This is a genomic window from Acinetobacter sp. NigerLNRRAM0016 (assembly GCF_054112845.1).
The window spans coordinates 49,056-65,775 of sequence record NZ_JBSYVT010000004.1 but is presented as its reverse complement, the minus strand read 5'-3'; the positions used below and the strand labels follow the sequence as shown (position 1 = coordinate 65,775).

The window sequence follows — 16,720 nt, the reverse complement described above, 5'->3', positions numbered from 1 at the left end:
GCGTGCAGTGTCTGCATAAAAGCTTAATCCAATTTACCTAAACGATAACCCATCCCGCGAATGGTACGGATAAAATCCTTACCCAACTTGGCACGTAAATGATGGACATAGACTTCAATGGTGTTGCTATTCACTTCACTGTCGAAGTCATACAGCTTATCTTCCAGATTGGCTTTGGAAAAAATTTTATTGGGATAACTGACCAGCGGTACCAGAATCGCCCATTCTCGATTCGACAGTTCCAACTCTTGCCCATTCAATAAGGCGATATGCTGTCCAACATCCAACACCAAATCACCATAACGAAGCACTGAAGTTTCATTGGATGGTGCAACCTCATGCGAGCTGCGGCGCAATAAGGCTTGCATCCGCGCCAACAGTTCTACAAATTCATAGGGTTTGACCAGATAATCATCTGCACCCTGATTCAAACCATCCACCCGATTTTGAACCTGATCGCGTGCCGAAATAATCAATACAGGTAAACTTGGGAAGCTTTGTCGGATTTTTGCCAAGACTTGCATGCCATCCATCATCGGCAGCCCCAAATCCAACAACACCACATCAAAACTTTGCTGTTGTAGCAGCTTCAATGCATCGAGTCCGTTGTTGACCCATTCCACTTGATAATCATGCAACTGCAATAAGGTCTTGCTGGATTCAGCAATCATGAAATCATCTTCGATCATTAAGATTGTGGTCATTCTACTTATCCCGACTTAGGCCTTTCCCGTTGGATTATTTGTACATTGTTTTAACATATCATTTTTATCATCAATCACTTGGGTTTTAATTTCAAGCATCGACAATAACGTTGGGAATAAATTGTCCTGACTCCGTACGGCTTGTTTTTGCTGTGCCAAACAATTGACCTGACTGGCATTATGCTGCTGCCATGCTGGTGAGAACCACATGATCATCGGTACATGGGTTTGCTGAACCGGCGCAATGGCATAAGGTGCACCATGCAAATACATCCCGCTTTCCCCCGTAGACTCGCCATGATCCGACAAATACCAGAAGCCTGTTTGATAATTCGGCACGTCTTTAATGGTCTGAATTACCTGATTTAAAATATGGTCTGTATAAACAATGGAGTTGTCATAACTGTTCAGCAACTCATCGCGGCTACAACCTTGAATGGCATTGGTTGCACACATCGGCTTAAATAGCTGGAACTTCTCCGTAGAACGTTTGTAATAGGCTGGACCATGACTACCCATCTGATGCAACACAATTAGCTGTGGTGTCTTATCTTGCGTTGGAATGCTCGCCACATAGGCTTTTAAGCTATCCACCAAGACTTCATCCATACACTCACCTTCAGCATCACACCATTTTTGTTTTAATGCCGCTGGAATTTCAAACTTGTGTACACGGTCACAAGCCCCTTTACAACCTGAGTTGTTATCAATCCATGTCACCTTATAACCTGCACGTTGCGCAATATCGAGTAAACCTTCGCGATGACCTGCCAACTGCTCATCATAATCTTTACGCGGCATGCCAGAGAACATACACGGGACTGAGACTGCTGTTGCCGTTCCACAAGAACTGACTTGGCTAAAGTTAATCACGTTTTGCTTAGACAATTCTGGATTGGTATTTTTCGCATAACCATTTAATGAAAAACTTTCTGCACGAGCTGTTTCACCAACCACCAAAACCATCAATTTCGGCATAGACGCTGCGCTGGTGTTGATCACACGATGTGCATCTGTACCATACGTCACCAATGGCAAATTTTCTTTTGGTTTCTGTTTACGATAATACGATAAGGTCGAAGCAATAGTATTTTGCGGTGAGATCATGCCTTTTAAATCGCGATGCTCGCGGAAAATTGCTGCAAAATCGACATAGAAGACAAACAGCAAGCCACCAATGACGGCGAAAGAACTGACGATATGTAAACCCTTGCTCAACAGTTGTTTCGATATCGGTCTTTGTTCAATGCGAATCAGTGCAATCACAACCATGGGGATGACCACCATGAACACACTCCACACCACAAATTGCATGGAAAATAAATCCAATGCTTCTTTGGTGTCAGTTTGCATCATGTTTTGGACTTGTCCGGGTGAAATCACCACCCCCAAACTATTTACAAAATAAGCGGTTAAACCGCCAACAAAAACCAAGAACAATGCCAGAATTTTAGCATTCCATTTCCATTGCAGCAGTTGCAACACCACGTTATACAGTGCCACCACAACCAATACCGTCGCAGATAAAAATGCATAGGCTTTCAGCCCTTGATATGGAGTGAGCATTTGAATTTGTTTATAAAATGCAAAATTCAGCGCAATACCCAACCAAAGTGCAAGCAGCAAGTTAAATTGATGTAAAGCCAGTGGTGGTAGAAACTGTTTTAGTCGTTCGAGGCGGGTCAAATTCATTTTGAGCGGTTCGATGATCAATATCGTTATTAATTTATAAATTGAAACTTAAACCTGACTTAAAATAAAAAAAGGACGCTGCTTTTGCACCGTCCTTTTGAATGGATTTTTTATCAAAAATTAGAATTTGAATTCTAAGCCAGTACCTACAACGGGTTGTTTAGTTTCAAAATCACCACGCTCAAGCGTTAAGTAACCACCGTAACCATACAACTTCACTTGCTTGCTGAATGCATAGTCTACGCCAGCCATGATTTGGTCAGCATCGTAGTCATCAGAGTTATCTTTGAAGCTGGTCGAGTTCGCACTGTACTGTGCTTTAATAGTCCATGCTTTCGCAGATGGGAAGTTATATTCCGCACCCACTAACCAACCATCTGACTTATCAATGTTTGCCGCAGCTGCATCATTAGTTACTTCATCTTCCACTTCAGAAGTTTGATAAAGCGCTTTTAATGCCAAGCTGTTGTCGAGTACATTTAAACGACCAATTGCACGTAAAGTATTTGCCTCAGCAAATGCGGTACCAGCAAATACTCTTCCTGGTTGAGCCAATACAGTACTAGTTACTTCTGGATCAGCCGCATTTGCCATACCACGACCAGCAAATGTCGTTGGTACCGCTTTATCATAAGCAACACCTGCAACAAACATTGGGCTGTCATACACTAAAGATGCAGACCAAGTATCGCCTAAACCACGACCTGCAGCTTTAGAAGCACCATTACCTTTAGCAATACCACTGTCTTCACCAGTTGCAAGTAAAGCATTAAATTTGATTGCACCTGTAGGTAATGTCAGTGCTGGTGCTTCATACACCACAACATTCGCTAGACGAACTTCACCCGTCATAATGCCTGTAATATCTGCTTTATTGGCAACATAGTTGTTGAACGTATCTACTACACCAGAAAGTTGCTTTAACGGGGTATCATGCGCACCAACTTTCACCGTACCCAATTTTGCATCTTTTAAACCGACATAACGGTTACGCGCAGACCAATCAGTCCCTTCACCATCGGCATTAAAAGCCCATTCAGCTAAATAAACTGCGCTTAGACGGTCATTTAATTTTTCATCACCCTTAACACCCAAATAAGAACTGTTAGAGCTCACTTCTACTACATCTTTGTCCGAAGTACCTGATGCGTTATCTTCTGGTAAATAGTCCACACTCGCATCAATCTCACCATAAAACGTTGGTGCCGCAAAAGTTGAACCCGCTAACAAACTTAAAGCAATCGCTGCTGCAATTTTGGTTTTCATTGAATCATTTTCCCTGGTGTTAATTTTGTTACAAATATTACATTGCAGTCACATATTACAAAAGGATTAAATTTTTATTTATATATATGTTTTAATACTTTAGGCTAACAACAATCAAACTCCTGAATTGTAAGCTTATTTTTCAGATTCCACCCATCGGAAAATTGTAACAAGGCAGAGAATTGCGATAAAAACGATCAAAAATAGATAATTTGTATAGCCTAAAACATCACCAATCAAACCACTCAAGCTATAAAGCACACCACTCACTGTCGCCATGACAGCAACCTGAAACGTGAAATCCGTCGCAGCAAATTCTGCTCGGCTGTATTGCATCACTAAGGTCAACATCACCACCAACAGCATGGCTGAAACTGCATCTTCCGCAGCATTAATCGCATAAATGACAACAGTGGAAACCGCATGTTGCTGGTCGTATTGATAAGCCAGCCAAGCATAAGTAGCCAGTGAGATAATTTTTAAGCCTGAGAATAACCACAATGCTTGCGAACGACGCATCATTTTGAGCAATCCACCTGCCAAACCCGCACCAAATAAAGCTGCTAATGCGCCTAGCATGGTCACATATACGCCAATTTGACTAAAACTCAAGCCCAGATCAACCATTAAAGGTTTCAGCAAAGGTCCTGCCAGTCCATCTGCAACCTTAAAGGTGAGTAGCACCCACAGCCATCGCCATAACGTGGGACTGCTACGGTAATACGTTAAATACGCAGCAATGGCTCTGCTTTTTTGTCGCCATGAAGTTGAAGGCGGATGTAGCATCTGAACTTGTGTGGACTCCCGATATCGCCACACGGGTAATGTATTCAGCAAAACCAATCCCGCCAATAGTAAAAACGTCATCTGCCATTCAAACCCATCCAGCAGCCAGAGTATGGCACCGCCCCCGACAATAAACCCTAAACGAGAACCGATGACTTGAATGGTGTTACCCCAATGTTGCTGTTCAGATTTTAAAATGCGTACGGCAAGTCCATCAGTCGCAATATCCTGAGTCGCGCCAATAAAATTCAAGCTGAGCAAGGTGATAAAAAACAGCAATAGATATTGAGGTTGATCAAGTGCATGAATGGGTAAAAAGGACAGGACAATTAATACAGCGACTGAAAGCAACTGCATAGGAATAATCCAGCTCCGATAATGCCCGTGCTGTGAATGACCGACTCGATCTACCCAAGGTGCCCATAAAATTTTGATCGACCAAGGCAGCATCAACAGTCCAAAACCACCAATATGCGCCAGTGATACCCCTTCTGCTCGGAGAATGACAGGCAGTGCATGCGTCATAAACCCCACAGGTAAGCCTTGCGCCCAGTACAATGAAAACAGCAATAAATAAACGTTCTGTGCGATTGGCATATCTGGCAATCCTGTGATGTTGGACATGGCGCTCATTGGTGAGCATTTCTGCACATCCAAGCGCACATTTTGCCAATGAAGCACGATTTCTGAAAGCGTAATATCAAGAAAAACCAAGAATATTTGTCAGGATGACAAGGCTATGTCTACGCAGCATTTTCCCATTTTGCCGCCGCACGTGCCCGCGCGAGGTAGCGCCTTTTCGAAACAGTTTTTCCGTCGACTATTTCTGGCACAAGGCTGGTCATTTGAAGGAGAATTTCCCGACTTGGCAAAAGCTGTTGCGATTATTTCGCCCCACACCTCCAATATCGATGCCTGGCATGGCTTCAGCGCATTGTTAGGATTAGGCATACAAATAACCATTTTTGGTAAGCATACGCTGTTTAAAACGCCACTTAAGCCCCTCTTAGATTGGATCGGAGTGATTCCTGTAAATCGCGCTAGCCCGCATGGACTCACACAGCAAATCATTCAGATTATTCAGGATAAAGATCAAATTTGGGTGGGTATGGCACCTGAAGGCACTCGAAAAAGTGCCAGCACGATTAAAAGTGGATTTTACCGAATTGCGGTTGGCGCGCAGATTCCAATTGTCATGTTTGCCTTTGATTATGATCACAAAACCATTCGCTGTTTAGGCATCTTCCATCCCTCCATCCCAGTGGGGATTTTGATCAAGATTTACCCCAAATTCTGGCGCACTATGCAGGACAGTTTTCTGCCAAAAATCCAGCATGGTTGGCAAAACCGTTACAAACACTCGTCAAAAAGTGACTGGAAATATGAGCCAAAATTTGATCTGATGTGCGCAACGTTCATCCTGTTTAGAGTGCAATGACGCAATTACGTTTTTTCCAATATGGTTTAATTGGCTTACTTGGCTTTACCCTTGCGGGCTGTGATAAAACCGCAACCAAACCACCTGTGACAACCCCTGTACAGGCCCGTGAGCCTGTCATTGCGATTGCTTTAGGAGGTGGTGGTGCCAAAGGTTTTGCACATATTGGGGTACTGAAAGTGCTTGAATCACATGGCATTAAGCCCAAAATTGTGACGGGTACCAGTGCAGGCAGTTTCGTCGGTAGTATTTATGCCAGTGGTAAAAGTCCGTATCAACTTCAGCAACTTGCCTTGCAACTGCAAGAATCCGACTTGCGTGACTTGACCCTAAATACTCAAGGCATTGTACTAGGACAAAAACTACAGGATTACGTCAATAAAAATGTAGGCAACAAACCGATTGAAAAATTCCCGATTCGCTTTGCTGCTGTTGCGACACGTTTGGACAATGGTAAGAAAGCTGACTTTATTTTAGGCAATGCAGGTCAGGCCGTACGTGCTTCGTGCAGTATTCCGAATGTATTTGTACCCACCACCATTCGTGGCACCAAATATGTAGATGGTGGCTTGGTCAGTCCTATTCCTGTGACCACCGCCAAAGCCATGGGCGCTGATATTGTCATTGCAGTTGATATTTCAGCTCGCCCTGTAGGCAATAAACCACTGAATATGTGGGGCGTACTGGATCAAACCATCAATATTATGGGACAGCAAAGTATCAATACCGAATTGAACCAAGCCAACGTGGTGATTCAACCGAAGGTCGGTCATGTGGGGACACTCGACTTGAAAGCCAGCAATGAATCCATCCTTGAAGGGGAAAAAGCAGCGCAACTGAAAATAACTGCCATTCAAGCGGCGATCACCAATTTTAAGAAGTCTCCTGCCGCGTTCAAACCCGCGCCTAAAGCAAAATTTTAAATAAACACTTTTTTAATTTTCATCATCTTAGACATCTGTTACAGTGCATAGTGATGCTTTTCTCATCACTATTCACTAATACAATACACGAGTAGATGTATGGAATTTGTTTTTGAACCGTGGCACTGGTTTGTGCTTGGTGTTTTACTAATGCTGTCCGAATTAATCATTCCCGCTTTTGCTGCGTTATGGTTTGGTATTAGCGCAATTTTAGTGGGTATTTTATTTTGGCTTTTTCCAGCCCTAAGCTCAACAGCACAACTGGTGTTGTGGATTATCCTCTCCATTCTCTGTACCGTTGCCTGGTTTAAATATATTAAGCCACTCTCCATTGATAAAACCAAAGCAGGACTTTCACGCGAAGCCACCATTGGTCAAGTCGGTATGGTCATTCAGGTCAATATGGAACATGAACAAATCCGCGTTCGATTTCCTATCCCAGTTTTAGGCTCAGATGAATGGAACTGCCGCACTCAATCCACCGTCAATGTAGGTGATCGGGTCCGTGTAGTCGACATTTTGGGCAACGACCTTGTGGTACAACCACATCGTTCAAATAATGAAAATCAATAAAAGCGAGTGAAACTATGTCAGCGGGATCTATTATTGTTATTGCGTTGTTAGCCTTCGTCGGCGTGACCATTTTTAAAGGGGTACGTATTGTGCCTCAAGGTTACAAATGGATTGTACAACGTTTAGGTAAATACCATGTGACACTCAGTCCTGGTCTAAACTTTGTGATTCCCTATATTGATGAAGTGGCTTATAAAGTCACCACCAAAGATATCGTGTTAGATATTCCCTCTCAAGAAGTGATTACCCGTGATAACGCAGTGTTACTGATGAATGCTGTGGCATACATCAATTTAACCACTCCAGAAAAAGCGGTGTATGGCATTGAAAACTACACATGGGCTATTCAAAACCTTGTCCAAACCTCTTTACGTTCAATTGTGGGTGAAATGGACTTAGATGATGCGCTTTCTTCACGTGATCATATTAAAGCCAAACTCAAAGCTGCCATTTCAGATGATATTGCGGACTGGGGGATTACCTTAAAAACTGTTGAAATTCAAGATATTCAGCCTTCGCCAACCATGCAAGCGGCTATGGAAGCGCAAGCTGCGGCTGAACGTCAACGTCGTGCCACAGTCACTAAAGCCGATGGTGAAAAACAAGCTGCTATTCTAGAAGCAGATGGTCGCCTTGAAGCTTCTCGTCGCGATGCAGAAGCACAAGTCGTGCTTGCAGAAGCATCACAACGTGCGATTGAAATGGTCTCTTCTGCGGTTGGGGATAAAGAAATTCCAGTTGCTTATCTATTGGGTGAACAGTATGTCAAAGCCATGCAAGACATGGCGAAATCCAATAATGCCAAGACCGTGGTCTTGCCTGCGGATGTTTTAAATACCATTCGTGGTGTCATGGGTCGTCACAATTAATCCGACGAAAGATATCCCTTTGCATTTCAGTAGAATAGGCAGTTTGTGACTGCCTATTCTTTTTTTTAGAATAAAAAAAACAGAAAACTTTGTGAATTTATGTTTAAATCCCGCGCTTATTTTCAGGATATTGTTTGCTTTTTGTAACAATATTAACAAAAAGCAGAATTTCAGTTTGTGATTTAACTCCCAAGGATAAGCGTATGAGTTCACTGAATCCGACCTTAATCACTTTTTTCTTTTATATCATTGCCATGGTTTTTATTGGCTTGATGGCTTACCGCGCAACCAACAACTTTGACGATTACATCCTCGGTGGTCGTAGTTTAGGAAGTTTCGTGACTGCACTTTCGGCGGGTGCATCAGACATGAGTGGTTGGTTACTCATGGGCTTACCTGGCGCAATCTTCTTGTCTGGTCTTTCAGAAATGTGGATCGGGATCGGGTTAGTCATCGGTGCTTGGTTAAACTGGCTATTGGTGGCTGGACGATTACGCGTTCACACTGAAGTACAGCATAATGCCCTCACCTTACCGGACTATTTTTCTAATCGTTTTAACGACCACAAGAAAGTCCTGCGTATTGTCTCGGCGTTTGTGATTTTAATTTTCTTCGCCATTTACTGTGCTTCAGGCATGGTGGCAGGTGCACGCTTGTTCGAAAGCATGTTTGGCATGTCTTATACAACTGCACTTTGGGTTAGTGCCATTGCAACCATCAGTTATGTATTTATTGGCGGCTTCCTTGCTGTGAGCTGGACTGACACCATTCAAGCTACTTTAATGATTTTTGCCTTGATTTTGACCCCAATCGTTGCCCTGCTCAGCTTTAGCGATACGCAAGAATTGACCATGGCACTTGAAGCAGCTCGTCCTCAAGCCATGAACCTCTTTGGTGATTTAAGTGTCGTTGCGATTATCTCATTGATGGCTTGGGGCTTAGGTTACTTTGGTCAGCCACATATTCTCGTGCGTTTTATGGCAGCCGATTCTGTCAAATCTATTCCGAATGCGCGTCGTATTGGTATGGCTTGGATGATCTTCTGCCTTGCAGGTGCGGTTGCTGCGGGCTTCTTTGGTATTGCCTACTTCCACCAACACCCTGAATATGCTGCTGCGGTGAATGCCAACCCTGAAACGGTATTTATGGAACTGACCAAAGTGCTGTTTAACCCTTGGGTTGCAGGTATCGTGCTGGCTGCGATTTTAGCAGCAGTCATGAGTACCTTAAGCTGTCAGCTTTTGGTGTGTTCAAGTACCTTAACGGAAGACTTCTACAAATCATTCTTACGCAAAAATGCGTCACAAAAAGAATTGGTTTGGGTAGGTCGTCTCATGGTATTGCTGATTGCCTTATTAGCCATCTGGATGGCAGGTAATCCTGATGCCAAAGTGCTTGGTCTGGTGGCATACGCTTGGGCAGGTTTCGGTGCGGCGTTTGGTCCTTTAATCATCTTGTCTTTATTCTGGAAGCGCATGACTTTAACAGGTGCACTTGCAGGTATGGTGACAGGTGCACTCACAGTAATTATCTGGAAGAATGCTTTCGGTGCAACGGGTATTTATGAAATTATTCCGGGTTTCATCTGTGCAACTATCGCCATTGTCGTGTTCAGTCTATTCAGCAAAGCACCTGAAACAGACATTACTGAGCGTTTTGAACAAGCGGATGAGCTGTACAAAGCATCAAAATAAGTGTCAAAAAAAACTCTATATGACCTAGGGGTGATATAGAGTTTTCCTTAAAGTGCATTTAAATTGAATCGATTCCGAATGCACTTTCAGTTCCGTTCGAACTTTGACTGTTAAAACTGTCTAGCCAATAAGAACTGAGAAATTTGTTCTAATTCTTGTGCCTGCCCTTCAAAAAACTGCAACGCTGCAAAAGCTTGATCATGCAAGGTTTGCGCATATGCTTTGGCTTGCTCTAAGCCCATTAATGCAGGATAAGTCGATTTTTCTACTTGCTCATCTTTCCCAGCTGTCTTACCGAGCTGTTCGGTGTTGGCAATAATATCCAAGATGTCGTCTTGCACTTGGAAAGCCAATCCTATGTTTTGCCCATATTGGCGTAATTGTGGAATTGCAGGGTCTGTACCCGCAAAAATGGTCACAGCCGCCATCATAATTGCTGCGGTAATTAAGGCACCGGTTTTATTGCGGTGAATATTTTCCAAAGCCTGCTGATCAATTTGCTTGCCTTCAGCCTGTAAATCCAACACCTGCCCACAGACCATTTTTGAAGAAGCGGTCGCCAGAATTTGCATTTGTTTCAGAATCACAGACTGATCAACAGCTTCACCCTGATCAAACAAACGACTCCCCAGCACTTCAAATGCCATAGACTGCAGAATATCCCCCGCTAAAAGCGCGGTGTCTTCCCCATACGCCACATGACAAGTCGGCTGCCCACGACGCAATTGATCATTGTCCATACAGGGCAAGTCATCATGCGCCAAGGAATAACAATGAATTAGTTCGACTGCAACTGCCGCACGACGTACTGCCGCCTGATTCTGGTTCGGGCGAATGGCAGCCGTGGCATAACACAACGCTGGACGTACTCTTTTGCCACCCAACATCACCGCATGATGCACTGCACTTTTTAACGGCTCTGGTAAAGAAAAAGCCTGTAATGCAGCAAGTAAGTCTTGCTGAATCTGTTGTTGCGCTTGTTGCAAGGTATTATTTTGTACGTCGGTTAGAGATGACACATTTGCCTCGAGTATTTTTGCTATACAGCCCTAGTCTGCTGCTGTACGACCATCAAAGTTCGGATTGTCCGTGATTGTACGCTAAATGCGATTGTCGCCATACACCTTGCACTCAATTTAATGAAAAGTTAATTTGATCTTTCTGTATGCAAAACATCGCTTTGCTCTTATCCGAAAGCCCCTCGTCTGAACAGTCTTTTTAAAATGTTAAAATAGTAAACCATAGACGCATCAGATAAAGTCTTTAAGTACAGGATTGCCCCTTACAGCACGGCTTATGGTCGGGATAGGAATAGCAGGTACTATGGTCGGTATAATAGACACAGTTTTTACGACTGCTTTTGGCACAATATAAGGCTTCATCGGCCAGCTCATACATACGACGGGCAAACATAAACTCTGAGCTATGCACCACCCCCACTGAAATAGAGAAATCATGCAGTGTTTGTCCGCGGAAATGTTGCCCTAAGACTTCAATTGCGGTGCGATACAACTCGGCTTGCTCACAACCTTGTTGTAAAGACTGATTCGGCAACAAAATAGCGAACTCTTCTCCACCGACACGGTAAATATTACGGGTGACTTCAATTGAACTGACATTGAGTAACGTCCGTGCCAAGGCTTTAAGTACATCATCCCCCAAACTATGCCCATAACGATCATTCAGTTGCTTAAAATTGTCGACATCTAGCAGCAAGAGCGTCAGTTCTGTAGTTTCATTCTGGGTGATGCCATGCAAATAATGCTTTAATTTCAAATCAAAGGCACGACGATTGGCCAAGCCTGTTAAATGATCTTTTTCACTGATGCGTCTCAGCTCAAGATTTTTAGCTTCGAGTTGAATTTGATTGTGCTTTAAATCTGAAATATCGGAACTACAGAGAAGCACCGATTGCACTTCACCACTCTCGGCATAATTCGGTTTCAGCATTACCCAGTAATAACGACCATAGAATTGATATTCAAACGGCTCTACAGACAATCCCTGCTTAAAACGCAGCATGTTTTGCGCAAAGACCTGAGCGCAATCCTCCGAAAACTGAGATAAATGCTGGAACTGAATCTGCTCGACTGAAACCGCAAAGCTATCTGCAAAAAAATGATTGGCAAACAAAATTTCTCCCGTCGGTGAGAGTAAAGCTGTTGCCATCGGCAGAGCGTTCAATACTTCATGAGCATCAATTTCAACTTTGTTTTGAATAGAATGAGCAACCATAATCAATACATTTTTTCAGGTTAAAGCTATGCAAAATGCTATCAAAATTAGAGATATAAAATTTCTAATAAATTACGCATAGTTTATGAATATAAAATATATATAAATTTAAGATTTGCTTATTCTTTATTTTGCATAAGTTATAAAAAAAGCCCCTATCAACTGGATAAGGGCTTTTGAATAGAATGCGTAGAAAGCTTATTTCAAGCAATCCTCAGGTACACGCACCCAACCTTCCATCAAGACACGTGCACTACGGCTCATAATGGCTTTTTTCACTTGCCACTGACCATTTTCTAAAATAGCCTGCGCTCCAACACGTAATGTGCCTGATGGATGCCCGAAACGTACCGCTTCGCGTTCACCCCCACCCGCAGCCAAGTTCACCAAAGTGCCTGGAATTGCTGCCGCTGTACCAATCGCAACTGCTGCTGTCCCCATCATGGCATGATGCAGTTTCCCCATAGACAGTGCGCGTACCAATAAATCGGTATCCAGTTCAGTAATGGCTTTACCGCTGGAAGAGACATAGGCTTTCGGTTTAGACACAAACGCGATTTTTGGGGTATGTTGGCGTGTTGCTGCTTCTGCGATGTCTTGAATCAAGCCCATCTGTTTTGCACCATAAGCACGAATGGTTTCAAAACGCTTCAACGCTTCCGCATCCCCATTGATGGCTTCTTGCAATTCTGTACCGATGTAACCAATGTCTTCGGCATTTAAGAATATGGTTGGAATCCCTGCATTAATAAATGTTGCAGGGAATGAGCCAATGTTTGGAACGTCCAACGTATCGACCAGATTGCCTGTTGGGAACATAGCACCGCCATCTTCGCCATCATCCGCAGGATCTAAAAATTCAATTTGTACTTCCGCCGCAGGGAAAGTCACGCCATCAAGTTCAAAATCCCCTGTTTCTTGTACTTGTCCATGGGTGATTGGGACATGGGCAATGATGGTTTTTTGAATATTCACCTGCCAGATACGTACCGTACAAATGCCATTTTCAGGAATACGTGCTGCATCGACCAGCCCGTTGGAAATCGCAAATGAACCAACCGCAGCGGTTAAGTTGCCACAGTTGCCGCTCCAATCCACAAAAGGTTGATCAATCGAAACCTGTCCAAACAGATAATCCACATCATGCTCAGCTTGCGTGCTTTTCGCCAAAATTACGGTTTTGCTGGTACTTGAGGTTGCGCCGCCCATGCCATCAATTTGCTTGGCATAAGGATCTGGACTACCAATCACTCGTAATAAAATTTGATCTCGAATTTTACCTGCGACTTGAGCCGCTTCTGGCAAATCATCACACTTAAAAAATATACCCTTGCTTGTACCACCACGCATATAGGTTGCGGGGATTTTAATCTGTGGAGCGAAACTCATTGTCGTTCAATCCTTCCTGATTGGCTGTTTTGCAATATTTGATCAATTTAAACCGTATCCATCATACTGCTTTTTATGGAAAAAAATGTTCTTGCAGGACTTAAGTATAAAAAAGCAACGCTTGATCATTTTTTTGACATCACTCAGAACGATAGAGTCATTTTTTAAATAAATCTAAACAATTGATTCATCATTCAATTTTATATGCAAAAAAAGAAATAATCCTAGTGAAATGATTTGACCGATCGTTCATCTACTAGGCTAAGTGTAATCAATCCTTTACAATCCATACACATTCATCGTCGGGCTGAGAACTTTGAACAATAACTCTTCACAACTTCAGCGTGGCTTAAAGAACCGTCACATCCAACTTATCGCCATGGGTGGCGCAATTGGTACAGGCTTATTCTTAGGTTCCGCACAGGTTATTCAATCTGCAGGTCCATCCATCATTCTAGGTTATGCCATTGGTGGTTTAATTGCATTTTTGATTATGCGTCAATTAGGGGAAATGATTGTCCATGAACCAGTAGCAGGTTCATTTAGTCATTTTGCTTATCAATACTGGGGAAAATTCCCTGGCTTCCTTGCTGGTTGGAATTACTGGATTCTGTATATTTTAGTGGCCATGACCGAGCTGACTGCGGTTGCTAAATATATTAATTACTGGTGGCCTCATATTCCTGCTTGGGCTTCCGTACTGTTCTTCTTTATTGTCATTACCCTCATTAACTTAAGTAATGTGAAGTTCTACGGCGAATCGGAATTCTGGTTAGCAATCATTAAAGTTGCTGCGGTTATTTCCATGATCGTCTTCGGTTTATATTTATTATTAACTGCAGATGCCACTTCTACAGCTTCATTTAGTAACCTTTGGACTCATGGTGGATTCTTCCCGAATGGTTTTGAAGGCTTATTCTACATGTTGGCTTTCTTGATGTTCGCCTTTGGGGGGATTGAACTGATCGGGATGGCAGCCGCAGAAGCGAAAGACCCAGAAACAACTATTCCTAAAGCCATTAACCAAGTCGTTTTCCGTGTGCTGATTTTCTATGTTGGCTCATTGACAATTCTGTTGTCTTTAGTGCCTTGGAATGCGCTAGATTTAGGTGGTTTGGATAAAAGTCCATTCGTGATGATTTTTAGCCAAATGGGCATTCAATGGGCTGCACATTTACTGAACTTCATTATCTTGACTGCTGCATTGTCGGTTTATAACAGTGGTATGTACGCGAACAGCCGTATGTTGTTTGGTTTAGCGGAACAAGGAAATGCGCCAAAAGTTTTCTTGAAAGTGAACAAACAAGGCGTGCCAGTTCCTGCAGTACTGTTCTCTGCATTGCTGATTTTCGGTTGCGTATTGTTGAACTACTTCGTACCTGAAGATGCACTGGGTCATTTGATGTATATCGTGGTTGGTGCTCTAGTTCTGAACTGGGCAATGATTAGCTTGACACACTTGAAATTCCGTCAAGCGATGAAAGCAACAGCGACTCAAACCAAATTCCCTTCACTTTGGTCTCCAATCAGCAACTATTTGGTCCTGATCTTTATTGCACTTGTTCTTTACATTATGTGGACTCAAGGCTTTAAAGAATCTGTATTGATGTTGCCAGCGTGGATTGTGCTCATGCTCATCTTCTTTAAGATCATTAAACCAAGCAAAAGCTAAGTAGCTTATGTACGGAATTAAAAAGTTATTGTTTCGACAATAACTTTTTTTTTACTTTAAAATCAGTTACATTATTCCCGTTTTGCGCCCTTAGCTTAACTGGATAGAGCAGTTGCCTCCTAAGCGACCGACGTGGGTTCGAGTCCCGCAGGGCGCACATATTTTTAAAAGTAGTATTTTAAAATACCTATATACATACAAAAATTGAAAGTTACTGGATATCTCTTTCCCTTCCCCAGTGATTGGAATTCGACTCAACTTCTAAATTCGCACCAACAATTTATATATACTTCTCAATACCACGCAGACTTGGCGGATCTTTAAAACTTAATCCACACACCTTCATTCAGATTTCTTTTAAAAATCAATCTTCAAATTGATGAAAAAAAATTTACATGCTAAAAATTAAGCAACGCCAACAAAAGATTGCCAAGATTGATATGAATAAAATACTCGCATCCCTCCTTTTCAGCACCAGCTTAATAAGTCTTCATACATTTGCCACGTCCCCACCTGCGCCAATCCAGCAACAGCAGCAAGTTGCAGGCTACTATCAATATCAAGCAGGTCATGCGCAAATCACAGCGCTTTTAGATGGGACAAATTTCCTCTCGCCTACGCTATTTAAAAATCTGCCTGAAAAAGATGTACATGAAATTTTAAAGAAATACTATGCAGACCAAGAAAAAGGGGTACAGACCTCAATTAATGCATTTTTAGTGAATACAGGGCATTCTCTAGTATTGATCGACAGTGGTGCTGCGAGTTGTTTTGGCTCACATTTAGGTTCCGTGTTAAGCAATCTCAAAGCCTCAGGTTATCAACCAGAACAGGTGGATACCATTTTGCTGACACATCTTCATCCAGATCACGTCTGTGGGATTAGCAAGAATGGCGTCGCTAATTTCCCGAATGCAACGGTCTATGTTTCCGATTCTGAAGCTAATTTTTGGCTAAACCCGAAACAGGTCAAGCAACTTCCGAAAGAGAAACAGGCTGGCTTTCTCGCCACGGTGGAAAAAATTAAAGCAGCCATTGCTCCCTATCAAGCTCAGCAACGTTTCAAAACCTATCAATTGGGAGATAACATTAAAAACTTTAAAGTGATTAGCACCCCGGGACATACACCGGGACATTTTAGCTATGAACTAAAAACTACAGACGAAACCGTGGTATTTATTGGCGATATTGTGCATTCGCATACGGTGCAATTCGACAAACCAGAAACTGCGATAGATTTTGATGTAGACCCTAAACAGGCAGTAGCAACGCGTTTAAAACAGTTTGCTGAATATGCGAAAAATGGCGAAACCATTGCAGCACCGCATTTACCTTTCCCGGGGATTGGACACATCTACTCTGCGGATGGAAAAAGCTATCAATGGATTCCCGTGCACTTTAAAGATTAATTGTGAGCGATGATGACTCTTACTCAGAAATAAGCGTGAGCAATAGCATGGATTTAATCGTCTTGGTGAA

General features: G+C 42.7%; 13 protein-coding genes, 1 tRNA gene and 1 pseudogene. 8 read left to right on the top strand and 7 right to left on the bottom strand.

All coding sequences use genetic code 11. The features are described 5' to 3' along the window. Positions 1-23: 23 nt before the first annotated feature. The 4 genes from ACWQ4X_RS04335 to ACWQ4X_RS04320 all read right to left on the bottom strand — a co-directional run bounded on the left by ACWQ4X_RS04335 (position 24) and on the right by ACWQ4X_RS04320 (position 5,072). Complete coding sequence (locus ACWQ4X_RS04335; protein ID WP_457902845.1) at positions 24-704, bottom strand: response regulator transcription factor; 681 nt, start codon at positions 702-704, stop codon at positions 24-26. 15 nt (positions 705-719) lie between these two features. After that, complete coding sequence (locus ACWQ4X_RS04330) at positions 720-2,396, bottom strand: phosphoethanolamine transferase (RefSeq protein WP_457902844.1); 1,677 nt, start codon at positions 2,394-2,396, stop codon at positions 720-722. A 120-nt stretch (positions 2,397-2,516) separates the two neighbouring features. Beyond that, positions 2,517-3,662, bottom strand: a complete 1,146-nt coding sequence (locus ACWQ4X_RS04325; protein WP_457902843.1) for a porin — start codon at positions 3,660-3,662, stop codon at positions 2,517-2,519. A gap of 135 nt (positions 3,663-3,797) precedes the next feature. Then, a complete protein-coding gene (locus ACWQ4X_RS04320) occupies positions 3,798-5,072 on the bottom strand; it encodes an MFS transporter (protein WP_457902842.1) in 1,275 nt (424 codons plus the stop codon). A gap of 115 nt (positions 5,073-5,187) precedes the next feature. Here ACWQ4X_RS04320 and ACWQ4X_RS04315 point away from each other — a divergent pair. The 5 genes and pseudogenes from ACWQ4X_RS04315 to putP all read left to right on the top strand — a co-directional run bounded on the left by ACWQ4X_RS04315 (position 5,188) and on the right by putP (position 9,945). Next, a pseudogene (locus ACWQ4X_RS04315) lies at positions 5,188-5,822 on the top strand (1-acyl-sn-glycerol-3-phosphate acyltransferase). Between the two features lie 60 nt (positions 5,823-5,882). Further along, the gene (locus ACWQ4X_RS04310) at positions 5,883-6,809 is read left to right on the top strand and encodes a patatin-like phospholipase family protein (protein ID WP_457902841.1); all 927 of its coding nucleotides are present in this window, start codon (positions 5,883-5,885) and stop codon (positions 6,807-6,809) included. A 99-nt stretch (positions 6,810-6,908) separates the two neighbouring features. After that, positions 6,909-7,382, top strand: coding sequence for an NfeD family protein (locus tag ACWQ4X_RS04305; protein WP_100242518.1), 474 nt, complete (start codon positions 6,909-6,911; stop codon positions 7,380-7,382). Between the two features lie 14 nt (positions 7,383-7,396). Then, positions 7,397-8,251, top strand: coding sequence for an SPFH domain-containing protein (locus ACWQ4X_RS04300; protein ID WP_100242517.1), 855 nt, complete (start codon positions 7,397-7,399; stop codon positions 8,249-8,251). Positions 8,252-8,454: 203 nt separating this feature from the next. Then, positions 8,455-9,945, top strand: a complete 1,491-nt coding sequence (gene putP, locus ACWQ4X_RS04295; protein WP_457902840.1) for a sodium/proline symporter PutP — start codon at positions 8,455-8,457, stop codon at positions 9,943-9,945. Positions 9,946-10,055: 110 nt separating this feature from the next. On the opposite strand, the gene ACWQ4X_RS04290 is transcribed toward putP, so the two are convergent. The 3 genes from ACWQ4X_RS04290 to prpF all read right to left on the bottom strand — a co-directional run bounded on the left by ACWQ4X_RS04290 (position 10,056) and on the right by prpF (position 13,569). Beyond that, entirely contained in the window at positions 10,056-10,964 is a 909-nt protein-coding gene (locus ACWQ4X_RS04290; protein WP_100242515.1) for a polyprenyl synthetase family protein, read from the bottom strand. A 244-nt stretch (positions 10,965-11,208) separates the two neighbouring features. Continuing rightward, positions 11,209-12,180 (bottom strand): diguanylate cyclase domain-containing protein, encoded by a 972-nt coding sequence (locus ACWQ4X_RS04285; protein WP_457902839.1) that lies wholly within the window; start codon positions 12,178-12,180, stop codon positions 11,209-11,211. 198 nt (positions 12,181-12,378) lie between these two features. After that, positions 12,379-13,569: a 2-methylaconitate cis-trans isomerase PrpF gene (gene prpF / locus ACWQ4X_RS04280; RefSeq protein ID WP_457902838.1), complete on the bottom strand. Its 1,191-nt coding sequence runs from the start codon at positions 13,567-13,569 to the stop codon at positions 12,379-12,381. Positions 13,570-13,885: 316 nt separating this feature from the next. Between prpF and ACWQ4X_RS04275 the strand changes: the two genes are divergently transcribed. From ACWQ4X_RS04275 to ACWQ4X_RS04265, 3 genes are all read left to right on the top strand, one after another. Continuing rightward, positions 13,886-15,241 carry an amino acid permease gene (locus ACWQ4X_RS04275; protein WP_457902837.1) on the top strand — a complete coding sequence of 452 codons (1,356 nt, stop codon included), beginning with the start codon at positions 13,886-13,888 and terminating at the stop codon, positions 15,239-15,241. An 84-nt stretch (positions 15,242-15,325) separates the two neighbouring features. After that, positions 15,326-15,398, top strand: a tRNA-Arg gene (locus ACWQ4X_RS04270). A 283-nt stretch (positions 15,399-15,681) separates the two neighbouring features. Beyond that, positions 15,682-16,650, top strand: coding sequence for an MBL fold metallo-hydrolase (locus ACWQ4X_RS04265; protein ID WP_457902911.1), 969 nt, complete (start codon positions 15,682-15,684; stop codon positions 16,648-16,650). Positions 16,651-16,720: the final 70 nt, after the last annotated feature.

Excerpts from the sequence above, each read along its gene's own strand:
- ACWQ4X_RS04335 (WP_457902845.1), bottom strand. The coding sequence starts at position 704 with ATGACCACAATCTTAATGATCGAAGATGATTTCATGATTGCTGAATCC.
- ACWQ4X_RS04330 (WP_457902844.1), bottom strand. The coding sequence starts at position 2,396 with ATGAATTTGACCCGCCTCGAACGACTAAAACAGTTTCTACCACCACTG.
- ACWQ4X_RS04325 (WP_457902843.1), bottom strand. The coding sequence starts at position 3,662 with ATGAAAACCAAAATTGCAGCAGCGATTGCTTTAAGTTTGTTAGCGGGT.
- ACWQ4X_RS04320 (WP_457902842.1), bottom strand. The coding sequence starts at position 5,072 with ATGTCCAACATCACAGGATTGCCAGATATGCCAATCGCACAGAACGTT.
- ACWQ4X_RS04310 (WP_457902841.1), top strand. The coding sequence starts at position 5,883 with ATGACGCAATTACGTTTTTTCCAATATGGTTTAATTGGCTTACTTGGC.
- ACWQ4X_RS04305 (WP_100242518.1), top strand. The coding sequence starts at position 6,909 with ATGGAATTTGTTTTTGAACCGTGGCACTGGTTTGTGCTTGGTGTTTTA.
- ACWQ4X_RS04300 (WP_100242517.1), top strand. The coding sequence starts at position 7,397 with ATGTCAGCGGGATCTATTATTGTTATTGCGTTGTTAGCCTTCGTCGGC.
- putP (WP_457902840.1), top strand. The coding sequence starts at position 8,455 with ATGAGTTCACTGAATCCGACCTTAATCACTTTTTTCTTTTATATCATT.
- ACWQ4X_RS04285 (WP_457902839.1), bottom strand. The coding sequence starts at position 12,180 with ATGGTTGCTCATTCTATTCAAAACAAAGTTGAAATTGATGCTCATGAA.
- prpF (WP_457902838.1), bottom strand. The coding sequence starts at position 13,569 with ATGAGTTTCGCTCCACAGATTAAAATCCCCGCAACCTATATGCGTGGT.
- ACWQ4X_RS04265 (WP_457902911.1), top strand. The coding sequence starts at position 15,682 with ATGAATAAAATACTCGCATCCCTCCTTTTCAGCACCAGCTTAATAAGT.